The organism is Coleofasciculaceae cyanobacterium, assembly GCA_036703275.1.
Lineage (GTDB): Bacteria > Cyanobacteriota > Cyanobacteriia > Cyanobacteriales > Xenococcaceae > Waterburya.
In genome coordinates, this window is record DATNPK010000016.1 from 57,279 (window position 1) to 68,632 (window position 11,354).

The following is an 11,354-nucleotide window of genomic DNA, read 5'->3' on the forward strand; positions in this document are numbered from 1 at the left end:
TTAAGCTTTACTTTGTTTCTATTACTTGAGTCAACCGCTCAATAGCACCTGTAAGCCTTTCTTGGGCTAAAATATTAGCTTCAGGCGCTTCTTCTTCAGCTAATGCTTCCTGACGGATGATCCGCTTTTTTGCTTTTTCAAATGCTTGCACCAAGACATAAATACAAAAAGCAATTACTAAAAAGTTAAGCACGGCTGCTAGAAACAAACCATACTGAATTCCCCCAGCCGATAATTCCGATAATCTGTTTACTCCTGCAGCTTTCATTGCGGGATTCAAAATGGCGGGCGTGATAATATCCCCCACCAAAGAATCAACAATTTTACTAAATGCTGCACCGATAATTACTGCAACAGCCAGGTCAACAACATTACCGCGCATAATAAAGTCGCGAAAGCCAGACAAAAATCCGCCTGCTGCTTGTGTTCCTCTTCTAACCATAATTTTTGACTCTACTAGTTTTAAAACTTTTATCAATTCATGGATTAAAAGATTATAAATGTTTTTATCGACACAACAGATTTAGATTAAATAAAAAATTTGTTTTTAATTTGAAAATTATTTATTTTGATTGAGAATTTAAAGCTTCTAATTGTTGCGAACATAGATATAAAGCACGAGGAACATGAAAACAGCCTTTCCATTTACCACCTTTGAGATTTAGCAATACTTCTCCTCTTCGATCTAAGTAGCCAAACCATTCACCATAACTAGAATCGGTGAAGTGATTCCAGGTATATTGATGAACTTTTTGAAACCACTCAAGACACTCTTGTCGTCCAGTTAAATTAAATCCCATTAATAACGCAACTAAAGTTTCTAAATGCACCCACCATAGCTTTTGATTCCACTCAAGCTGATGGGTAGGATGTCCTTGAACATCCATAAAGTAATATATGCCCTGGTATTCTTTATCCCAAGCAAAGTCAAGAATATTTAGCACCACATCAACTGCTTGATTAATTAAATTGAAATTATCGCGACGGCTGGCTATATCCATGACAAACCACATCGCCTCGATACCATGGCCAGGATTAATTAACCTACCATCAAAGCAATCTAGATGTTTGCCATCAGCTGTCACGTTTTCATATATTAATCCCGTATCTGAATCGCAAAATCCCATTACCTCTTGCACTGTTTGGTCTAAAACCGTTTCTAGCTGACTGCTTTGCAGCAACCAATCCATTTCCAAGGAGAGGTTGGCAAGAATCATGGGTACGGCTAAACTTTTGAGCGATCGCGTTCCAGGATAAGCCTTGTTATACTTACCTTTAGGATTATTTTGACGACGCAATACATTGCTATATGCTTGCAAGGCGATTTCTTTCGCCTCCTCTTCTCCAGAAGCCAAGGCATATTGACTAAAAGCCATCGCTGCAAAACAGTCGGAAAAAATATTATAAGGTTGGACTAAAGGTTGTCCAACCCGATCTAAAGCAAAATACCAGTTGCCCTTATCGTCTCGACCATGTTTAGCGAGAAACTCTACCCCATTACGAGCAATATCGAGCCATGCTGATTTTTGGCTTAAACGATTGTACAACATAGAATATGTCCAGATCTGACGGTTTTGTAGCCAGATAAACTTATCTGTGTCGTAGACATTTCCTTCTCTGTCCAAGCAGGTAAAATATCCCCCACATTCCCAATCTACAGAATGCTGTGACCAAAAGGGTAAGACATTATTGAGTAAAGTAGTTTTGTATAATTTGGCTAAACTCTCAAACTGGTTCATAAAATCTTCAAATAAGTTATTTGTTTTTAGGGGCAATAGATAAAGTAATTGAAAAACATCGCCCCTAAAGGAAGTCAGTTGCGATCGCTATTTGTAAAGTTTTAACTGCTTGTGCAATATCTCCTCGAAAATCATTAAGTTTATTCATGATTTTTTACTAAATGGCATGATTATCGGCGAAAAACAAAGGATTTAGATAGAGTAAAACAGAGTTTGAACGCAATCTTTGTTTCTATTAAATGAGCAATAATCTATATCAAGATATTCGAGAATTTTACGACGCTTCCAGTGGACTATGGGAGTCAATCTGGGGTGAACATATGCACCATGGTTACTATGGCAAAAATGGTAACTACAGGCTAGATCGCCGTCAGGCTCAAATCGACCTGATTGAAGAGTTATTACTTTGGGCTGGTTATGAGCAAAATAATACTCAAAATAATACTAATGTGCCTCAAAATATTATTGATGTTGGCTGCGGTATAGGCGGAAGCACTCTATATTTAGCTCAAAAGTTCGGCAGCAATGCTACAGGCATCACTCTCTCTCCTATTCAAGCATCAAGAGCCCAAGAAAGAGCAGTTGAAGCGGGTATGGATAGTAGGGTGCGTTTTCAAGTAGCTAACGCTTTAGAAATGCCTTTTGAAGATAATACTTTCGATCTGGTTTGGTCATTAGAAAGCGGTGAACATATGCCCGAAAAGGCTAAGTTTGTAGCTGAATGTTATCGTGTTTTAAAACCTGGCGGAAAAATGATTTTAGCTACCTGGTGTCATCGTGAAACTAATTCTCTAGCGGGGGATTTAACTCCTAGTGAAGTCGCTCATTTAAAGGAAATCTATCGAGTGTATTGTTTACCCTACGTTATCTCATTATCAGAGTATCGAGCGATCGCCTCTGAATGTGGTTTTAAAGATTTAAAATCTGATGATTGGTCAATAGCGGTTGAACCTTTTTGGAATGTGGTAATTGATTCGGCGATCGCTCCTCAAGCAATTGTGGGCTTATTTAAAGCGGGTTGGCAAACTATTCAGGGAGCATTATCGCTTAATTTGATGAGCCGAGGCTATGCCAGAGGTTTGATTCGCTTCGGTTTGATTTATGGTATTAAATAGGTAGGTAAGTAGGTAAGTAGGCTTAATAATGACGCCAGCAATAACTTTATGAAGATCGATCATGTTCATTTCTATACCAGAAATGCAGCACGAACAAGAGACTGGTTTATTCAAAATGTCGGCTTTAAAGCGATCGGCAACTGTATTAATCAACACACCCATACAGAAATAATTGTCCTCAATTCTTGCTTCTTGGTTTTCTCTTCACCCGTAACTTCTGCTAGTCCAGTCGCGGAGTATCTTAATTTCCACCCTTCTGGGGTGGTTGATATTGCCTTTAGAGTGAAAGACTTAGCAGAAATTATTAATCGCAGTCGCTGTTTGGGCATCAAGCTGCTGCAAAATATTCAACTGTCTCAAAGTTCTCAAGGAAGTTTTAAATCTGCTAAGATTGCTGGCTGGAATGACTTACAGCATACTTTGATTGAGGTAACTGGTGATTATGATTATTGTTTGCCAAATCTTCAAATCAAGCAATACGCAACAGCTAGTCACTTTCAGTCTCACATTACTAATATCGACCATGTAGTTTTAAATGTCGCTCAAGGAAAATTAAACCTGGCAGTTAAGCTGTATCAGGCTTTGTTCAAATTCCAAGTTCAGCAGAGTTTTGACATTCAAACTCCTAAATCGGGATTGATTAGCCAAGCTTTAATCGATGATGCAGGAGAAGTACAGTTTAATATTAATGAACCGACTTCAGCTAATTCACAAATTCAAGAATTTATCGATCTTAATGGCGGATCGGGCATACAACATTTAGCATTGCGATCGCAAAATTTGATTGCCGATGTAGCCCGAATGCAGGGTCAGTTGCCATTTTTAAGCGTTCCCCAGGCTTATTACAGCAAACTTCAAACATCACTGCCTCTTAGCGTCGAAGAACAGCAGGCGATCGCTGAACAACAAATTTTAGTCGATAGCGATCGCCATAACCCTCAATCTTTACTAATGCAGATCTTTACTCAACCAATCTTTGAGCAACCGACATTCTTTTTAGAATTTATCGAGCGTAGACAAGAAGCACAAGGTTTTGGTCAGGGGAATTTTAAAGCTTTATTTGAAGCAGTAGAAAAAGAACAAGAGAACAGAATTTTTAGTACTTAGGTACTTAGGATTTTATTTCTCTAGGATAACGAGGCACACAAGGAGTTCCCCAAGCCACCTGCTGAGACGGAATGCTTTTCATCACGGTACTTCTGGCGCCGATTACACTGTTTGAACCAATATCAACTCCTGGTGCAATAAAACAGTCTGTAGCAACCCAAGTACCATTACCAATATTGATTGGGGCAGTGATTAAGGCAAATGATTTGTTTTCTAGATCATGACTTCCAGTACAAAGATAAGATTTTTGTGAAATGACACAGTGAGAGCCAACTATAATATTGTCAACGCAGTAAAAAACGACATCATCTCCAATCCAGCTATAATCACCGATTGCTACTTTCCAAGGATAAAGAAAACGAGCCGAAGGACGAATTACTACTCCTTTGCCAATTTTTGCGCCAAAAAGACGTAACACAAAGCAGCGCCAAAGATTAAAGTTATGCAGGCTGAGAGGAAAAGCGATCGCCTGTATTAACCACCACAGCATTACCAGCCAGCTAGGTTTTCCGCGCTCAAAATTAGATATATCGTATGTAGTTAAGTCAATAAGTGCTGGCTCATGCAAAGATGTTGTGTATTCACAATCTCCCTGTGTATTACTTGAGATCATCCAAAAATAAGCAAATTGTCAGAAACAATTCAGAAACAATAATAGCAAAACGTTAAATCAAGCAAGAACCTTGTAAAAGGTAACTTTAATCTAGCCTGATATATTTTTTAGTCAAGTTTATTGAATATTTCTTATCTTGGTAATGCCAGGGAACAGAGAAAGTGAGCTAACAGCTATTGATTAAAACTCAATTAAAAGTAATCACAGTGTTTTACGTATTATATCGCTCGATTAATTCTCTGTTATCCGATGATTCTAATCTTTTGCGACGACGACGCAGACGATACATAATAAAACCAGTAATAAACAAAATTAGAGAAAACCCGACAAAAACGTAAAGAATGCGAGTAGATAAACTGCCAAATGTGCCAAAGTGCAGTTTCAGCCAAGAAATTACAATGCGATCACCTAGTGACTGTTGCTGAGGTGAACCTTTGATTTTGAGAACTTTAGCCCTATAAGGATCGAGATATACAGTGCGATCGTAAGATTCTCTATAAACTTCAACTCGATCGCTAGAGGAAAAAGGTACATACATCTCTCCCACCAGTAAATCTGGCGATGCTTTAATTGCTTGCTGTAATAAAACATCAAGTTTTGCCCTGGTTGGATTCGTTTGAAGATCGACATTAACTACAACGGTTTCCTCTTCACTAGCTGGCTGAGGACTAAAAGTAAGAGCGTGGGTTATTGGTACTGACCAATGATAAAAACAGAGAAAAAAGCCTGTAATAGCTGTCAAGGCTAAAAAAACTGCCACAATAATCCCTATAACTTTGTGTAGGTCGAAATTACGTCGCTTGCTATCTGCCTTGCACTTAATTTTGAAACCTGCTTTGAGGTTACGCCAGCCAGGTCATAATAAAATACCCGTAATTGCCATAACGAATAGAAGTAAACCTGTAATTCCTGTTGCATACATTCCCGTATCACCTTGAATAAACAAGCGATAGTGGAGATTGAGCAAAAATCGATAATAGCTAAAGCGATCGATGCGATCGCTTAAAATTGGTCCTGTGTAAGGATTGACAAATATAGTATGTATCCCGTATAAATAAACTCCTGCTTCAATACTGTTCGGTTAGTCGCTAAAGCATTTTGTCCGCCCCCTAAATCCCCCAACTCTAGGGGACTTATTTAAATCTGGCTTCCCCAATTTTGGGGGCGGGGGGGCTTAAGCGAACGTTATTGACTCCTGCTTCATCCTTAGAATCAGGCGCGATCGCTTCTACCATTAACGATTGTTTTTTGTTTCCATTCCAACTGAGAGAATCGATTTTCCAGTCTGGGTAAGCTGCTTGTACGGTTTTAAAAATGCGATCACTGTTAATCATTTCTGCTTGGGGAGCGATCGTGCCGATCTGTCGGCTAACCAGCCAAGGATCGATTCGTAGAAAGCTAAAGTTGAAGACAGGCGATTATTTGATAATAACGGTTGAGATAGAGTTCGGTACGAGTTTCGTCCAAGTTTTCTCGTGGTTCTGGATCTCCTAAATAACGGCTAATCGGGATATCGGCGACTTCATTATTACTTAAAACTACAAGTTTGCGATCGACTGGTCGAGTATCATCTAAATAGGAAAATTCCAGGGTTAACTCGGTATCATCACTAATTTGCCATGATAAAGTCGGTGCAATAAAAAATCTTTCAGTCTGTACGCCATCACGAAAACTGCCAGCAAATGTATTTATTCGTAAAGATTAAGCTGCTGGAAATTGCTACGGTATAGGTTTTGTGATTTATTAATAACATTACTGTAGCTCAATAGGCGATCGCGAATCAATGAAAAACTTGTTTAGAACCAGCCTGTGTACTATTAGCCTGAGTTTGATTGCTAGTTCAGTAAACGGACAGATTGCACCAGACGGTAGTTTACCTACTAACGTGGATCGACAGGGAAATGTAACCGAAATTACAGGAGGAGAACAAGCCAGAAGCAACTTATTTCACAGCTTTCAAGATTTTTCTGTGCCTACAGGCAACGAAGCTTTTTTCAACAATGGCATAGATATCGATAATATTCTCTCTAGAGTTACAGGGGGGAATATTTCTAGTATTGACGGACTAATTCGGGCTAATGGTTCAGCAAATCTGTTTTTAATTAATCCAGCGGGAATTATCTTTGGTAACAATGCCAGATTGGAAATCGGTGGTTCGTTTTTTGGCAGTACCGCGACAGGGATTGAATTTGAAGACGGCACTGAGTTTGTCAGCACGAATGCAGCTACCCCTGCCTTAACTATTAATGCTCCCATTGGACTGAATCTTCGGGGAACTACAGGAAATATTAGTAGTACTGGTAACTTAAATAGCGATCGCCATCTTACTCTTTCTGCTCACAACTTAAATCTTCAAGGACAACTACAAGCAGGAGAAAGTCTCACTCTAGAGGCATTAAACACAATTACTGCTAGAGATAAAATCGATCATCCTTTTATCCTCGCAGCAGGACAAGAGCTATCTTTACAGGGTAGTACTGTTGATATTTTTGTCTTGAATAATGCTGCTAGTGGTTTATTTTCAGGTGGTGAATTAACTCTAAGAAGTGATAACCCGATTAACGGTGATGCTCATTATTACAGCGGTGGCAGTTTTCGTATTGAACGGCTAGATGGAAGTCTTGGCGATTTTGTAAGTTTGACAGATCCTCTGATTCAATCCCAGGATGATGTAAGTCTGGCGAGTTACACAGGAGCATCATTACATATTCAGTCGGGAGGGAATGTCACTATCGCTGGAGATGTTAATATTACAGGTGTCGAGACAGCCGAAAATTCTTTACGAGAAACTATTATTCTGAGCGAGGGTAGTCAGTTAAATATTGATGGCAGTGCTGAACCAACTTTAGATATTCGTGCAGGAACAAGTAGCGTAGATTTTCTGGCAGCAACAGAGTTAAGAGCTGCTCCGCCCATACAATCAGGAAGTAATATTAAGATCGGCGGTACGGTTAATAATCCTGGAGGAACGGTTTTACTAACTAATCAATACCAACCTAATACCAATTTGGCTGCGGGTGATATTACAGTAACAGCGATCGATACCAGCAATCCTGCTGGCAATGGCGGTGATGTATTTCTTGATTCGCGCCAGGATATTAATGTTCCTAACGGCATTAATACTTCTTCAATAGTTAATGCTCAACTAACGACACAAGCCAATTTAACAACCTTTCCCCAGATCACAATTGCTTCAGGTGATGCAGGAGATATCGCCCTATTTGCCAACCGACTTATTTCTATAGGCGATTTCAATGCTTTTTCTACAGTTAATCTCAATCTCAATACCGAAGTAGATACGATTAATGAAGCCAATAATATCTTTGCTATTCCTCAAGCCAAGATTATTGCTGGTGCGGGGGGCAATATAAATCTGCGGGCAGGAAACAATATTAATGTAGGTAAGATCGATTCTAGTTCGGCGATCGCCATAAACAGCGACTCCACATCTTTAGATAGTTTTTCAATAATTACCGCCTTATTGGAACTCAATACTGGCGATGGTGGACGTATTAATCTGGATGCGCAAGACAATCTTACTACAGAAAATATTAGTTCTAACGTGGCAGTTAGCGATCGCCTTAATAGTAATGCCGAAACTACGCCTAATATTACCCTGTCGGTATCTGAGATTGGTCTAACTATTGCTCAAGCCGATCTTGGATCGGGGGGCGAAATTTTCTTAGAGGCTGGAGAAAATATTAATACAGGTTCATTAGATTCTTCTATTTCTGTAACTAACATTGCCAATAATACCGCAGCTATTTTAGCAACCAATCCTCAAGCTGCTACTGTTGAAAGACCATCTAGAGTAAATTCTCGAATTAAACTTATTTATGAGAATACTAATGTTGGCAAGGGTGGAGATATCGCCTTAAATAGCGATCGCGCTAGCGTTGATGATATAGATTCTTCCATTGTGCTAACTTCCGAAAATACCGTGTTTGCTGAAACTATTGCTGATAATAATGCTGCTGCTAACTCTTTGGCTAGAAGCGATAACACTTTAAATGTAGTTGGCGATCGCCCAGGCAATATCATCTTTAATGTGGCAGAAGAAGTAGACTTTGATAGTCTTAGTGCTGCTGCCACTACTAATAACGGTATTAATAATTTAGATTCTCGTGCTTTTTCTAACAGTGAAAATGCGATCGCTACTGCTAATGGCGACGGCACAAATATCATTACATTTGATTCACAGGTTAACTTTGCGCTAATTGCTTTCGATCTCAACGTGCCTGATGTGGATTATGCGATCGAGACCAAGAATATTTTACCTAGTAATAATATTAATAATATTCAACCTGTAGCCTTGAATGGCTGTCCCGTAAACGCCGATCCAGCCAATCTGCAACCTCGACCAATTGAAACCTCTCAAGGAAACATCTATCCTGCCAGGGGAATTACTTTAAAAAATGGCATCATTCGGCTAACTGCTAAACCTACTAGGGGAAATGTTAACAGGAATCTCCTACAGTTTAGTGGCTGTAAGTAACTAAAGTGGCTTGTTCGAGCGAATAATTAACCACATTTAGGTTAAATATATTTATCGAGACGTTTGATTTAACAAAACCTTTGCAGCCTCCAGTAAATCTTTACGAATGTCTTCTAAGTCTTCGCGGTTATTAAGATAGGTAGTCAAAGCTTCTATCGGGTTTAAAGTGTTGCCTACACCCAATTCGGGCAGACGAGGACGAGCCAATTGACTAACTAATTCGGGGCGAATGCTGTGGCTATGAGCAGATTGCAAGGCTCTATCTATAGCAGAGGTATTGATTAAATCTAGCTGTTGCGATCGCAATTTATAGATTAGGCGAACCACTTTATCTTCAATATCTTGTTTGGCGATTATCTCTAAAACCGCTTCTAAAGGGTCTTCTTGTTCAGAAACGTCCATCTCAATAGTAATAAAAGGACGAGCAGGTAGGGGGCAAAACTCCCACTCGACTTTGCCTGGCTGTACTTTTACAAAAATATAGCCTTTGGCTTCTTTTTCTTCACCAAAGTCTACTCGCTCGATACTTCCTGGATAAACAACTGGGGGGTCATTACTCGGATTGAGGTTTTGATGTTTATGAACATGACCCAAGGCTACATAATCAAACTCCTCTCGAATCAACATCGACATAGGGATAGTAAAGCCTTTACCCACTGCCAAAAACTTTTCTGCACCCAAACTGGCTCGATCTGCCATCAAGTGAGCTAATAAAACTGTGGGAATCTGCGGATCGAGGCGACGGATCTCTGCTTCTAATACTGGCTGTAATTTCTGAATCAACATTTCATTAACTTCAGCTAATGCCAGTCCTTCTGTTTCGGGACGAGTTAATAATGTAGAGCGATTTAACCAGGGAAGGGTAATAATTTGAATTGCTCCACTACGGGTATCCAAGCGATGAGTAGCGATGGTATCGCCGACGATAAACCCTGGCACAACTAAGGTACGATAAATAGATAGACTCGCCCCACCATTACCTTGTGAGTGTTGATCGTGGTTCCCTACTAAGAGAATTGCAGGTATTTTAGCATCTGCTAAACGTCGGAACTGACTGGCAAAGGCTTCATGAACATAAGGTGCGGGAGTAGCATCAGGAAAAGCATCACCACCAAATAATACCAGATCTACTGGTTCGGCGATCGCGCGATCGATACAAATGCGTAGGGTATTTACAAAGTCTTCTAATCTGGTATTGATTCCTGTTTCGGGATTAATCTTGCCATGAGAAAAACCGCTTCCTAGATGGATATCAGATAAGTGCAGAATTTTAATCATAATACCAGAGTTAGCTATATGGTTGTGGAGCTTAAGTAAAGGATAGTACTTTTGCTAGTTAATTTGTTTTATTATTACCCTCAATAACCAGCAGGTTTTGAGATTTTTGTAATCGCTCAAGATCTTTTACATTATGCACTCAAAGCCATTTTTTTGGTCTTGGTTATTGATTCGCTGCGATCGCTTATCATCTTTAGGAATAATTAAGCACTTGTTTGGGGAATTATAACTATCAAGCTGATTACCACTCGATTGAATTGGTTTTTTACTGGCTATTAGTTCTAATATAGGTTTTCTCAGATGGTTTTTATATATATTTTTTATTAGTAGCAAGCGTAATTTTGCTGCTAGCCGGCACTATTTTTATCGTCAGCGTAAAAATATACAACGGCTTAGTTATTAAGAAAAATCAGGTCAGCAAATCTTTTTCTAGTGTTGATGTATTGCTTAAGAAAAGATGGGATTTAATTCCTAACTTAGTTGGTGTAGTGAAAAATCATCTGCAATTTGAACAGCAAACGTTAGCTGAAATTACGAGATTGCGATCGCAAGTTATGTCTGGGGGAGTTAGTGCAGAACATAGACTCACTCTCGAAAATCAAATTTCTCGCACGATGGGAAATATTGTGGCATTAGTTGAAAATTATCCTGATTTGAAAATGCAGCCGTTACGGAATATAACAATGCCTTAGAAATGTTTCCGAGTAATCTGGTTGCTGGCTATATGATACCAATTTAAATAGCATTCAGGGCAGATAGGGCATCGTTGATGAAAGAATAACCTGTGATGGAAGCAATCACTTCTGGCGTTAACTCACATATAAGTTGATCGACTTTGGTTTGCAGTTGAGCCTGGGTTTTGAACGAAGCCCACTTTAGATCCGCTTTTATATGTTCCCATAATCGCTCAATTGGGTTTAACTCAGGACAGTAAGGTGGTTGAAATAACAAAACGATATTCTCTGGCACAATTAAATCTTTGCCATTGTGAAAACGTCCATTATCGA

9 protein-coding genes and 2 pseudogenes are annotated in these 11,354 nt (G+C 39.3%); 4 read left to right on the plus strand and 7 right to left on the minus strand.

The window, feature by feature from the left end; all coding sequences use genetic code 11:
* Positions 1 to 7 precede the first annotated feature (7 nt).
* On the minus strand, positions 8 to 442 hold the full coding sequence (mscL, locus tag V6C71_03200; GenBank protein HEY9767501.1) for a large conductance mechanosensitive channel protein MscL: 435 nt from the start codon (positions 440 to 442) through the stop codon (positions 8 to 10).
* 121 nt (positions 443 to 563) lie between these two features.
* Complete coding sequence (locus V6C71_03205; protein HEY9767502.1) at positions 564 to 1,739, minus strand: AGE family epimerase/isomerase; 1,176 nt, start codon at positions 1,737 to 1,739, stop codon at positions 564 to 566.
* Between the two features lie 239 nt (positions 1,740 to 1,978).
* On the opposite strand from V6C71_03205, the gene V6C71_03210 reads away from it, so the two are divergent.
* Both V6C71_03210 and hppD read left to right on the plus strand, forming a co-directional pair.
* On the plus strand, positions 1,979 to 2,854 hold the full coding sequence (locus tag V6C71_03210; protein ID HEY9767503.1) for a methyltransferase domain-containing protein: 876 nt from the start codon (positions 1,979 to 1,981) through the stop codon (positions 2,852 to 2,854).
* A gap of 48 nt (positions 2,855 to 2,902) precedes the next feature.
* Positions 2,903 to 3,961, plus strand: a complete 1,059-nt coding sequence (hppD, locus tag V6C71_03215) for a 4-hydroxyphenylpyruvate dioxygenase (protein ID HEY9767504.1) — start codon at positions 2,903 to 2,905, stop codon at positions 3,959 to 3,961.
* A gap of 4 nt (positions 3,962 to 3,965) precedes the next feature.
* Here hppD and hpsU read toward each other — a convergent pair whose 3' ends face one another.
* The 3 genes and pseudogenes from hpsU to V6C71_03230 form a co-directional block, all read right to left on the minus strand.
* Complete coding sequence (gene hpsU, locus V6C71_03220; protein ID HEY9767505.1) at positions 3,966 to 4,574, minus strand: hormogonium polysaccharide biosynthesis acetyltransferase HpsU; 609 nt, start codon at positions 4,572 to 4,574, stop codon at positions 3,966 to 3,968.
* Between the two features lie 211 nt (positions 4,575 to 4,785).
* Positions 4,786 to 5,646 (minus strand): annotated as a pseudogene (locus V6C71_03225) (PepSY-associated TM helix domain-containing protein).
* 61 nt (positions 5,647 to 5,707) lie between these two features.
* Positions 5,708 to 5,908 carry a hypothetical protein gene (locus V6C71_03230; GenBank protein ID HEY9767506.1) on the minus strand — a complete coding sequence of 67 codons (201 nt, stop codon included), beginning with the start codon at positions 5,906 to 5,908 and terminating at the stop codon, positions 5,708 to 5,710.
* Positions 5,909 to 6,357: 449 nt separating this feature from the next.
* Here V6C71_03230 and V6C71_03235 point away from each other — a divergent pair, with 449 nt between their 5' ends.
* Positions 6,358 to 9,069, plus strand: a complete 2,712-nt coding sequence (locus V6C71_03235; GenBank protein HEY9767507.1) for a filamentous hemagglutinin N-terminal domain-containing protein — start codon at positions 6,358 to 6,360, stop codon at positions 9,067 to 9,069.
* 51 nt (positions 9,070 to 9,120) lie between these two features.
* On the opposite strand, the gene sbcD is transcribed toward V6C71_03235, so the two are convergent.
* Entirely contained in the window at positions 9,121 to 10,347 is a 1,227-nt protein-coding gene (gene sbcD, locus V6C71_03240) for an exonuclease subunit SbcD (GenBank protein ID HEY9767508.1), read from the minus strand.
* A 341-nt stretch (positions 10,348 to 10,688) separates the two neighbouring features.
* Between sbcD and V6C71_03245 the strand changes: the two genes are divergently transcribed.
* A complete protein-coding gene (locus V6C71_03245) occupies positions 10,689 to 11,039 on the plus strand; it encodes a LemA family protein (GenBank protein ID HEY9767509.1) in 351 nt (116 codons plus the stop codon).
* A gap of 193 nt (positions 11,040 to 11,232) precedes the next feature.
* On the opposite strand, the pseudogene V6C71_03250 reads toward V6C71_03245, so the two are convergent.
* Positions 11,233 to 11,354: pseudogene (locus tag V6C71_03250) on the minus strand (transposase).

Excerpts from the sequence above, each read along its gene's own strand:
- mscL (HEY9767501.1), bottom strand. The coding sequence starts at position 442 with ATGGTTAGAAGAGGAACACAAGCAGCAGGCGGATTTTTGTCTGGCTTT.
- V6C71_03205 (HEY9767502.1), bottom strand. The coding sequence starts at position 1,739 with ATGAACCAGTTTGAGAGTTTAGCCAAATTATACAAAACTACTTTACTC.
- V6C71_03210 (HEY9767503.1), top strand. The coding sequence starts at position 1,979 with ATGAGCAATAATCTATATCAAGATATTCGAGAATTTTACGACGCTTCC.
- hppD (HEY9767504.1), top strand. The coding sequence starts at position 2,903 with ATGAAGATCGATCATGTTCATTTCTATACCAGAAATGCAGCACGAACA.
- hpsU (HEY9767505.1), bottom strand. The coding sequence starts at position 4,574 with ATGATCTCAAGTAATACACAGGGAGATTGTGAATACACAACATCTTTG.
- V6C71_03230 (HEY9767506.1), bottom strand. The coding sequence starts at position 5,908 with ATGATTAACAGTGATCGCATTTTTAAAACCGTACAAGCAGCTTACCCA.
- V6C71_03235 (HEY9767507.1), top strand. The coding sequence starts at position 6,358 with ATGAAAAACTTGTTTAGAACCAGCCTGTGTACTATTAGCCTGAGTTTG.
- sbcD (HEY9767508.1), bottom strand. The coding sequence starts at position 10,347 with ATGATTAAAATTCTGCACTTATCTGATATCCATCTAGGAAGCGGTTTT.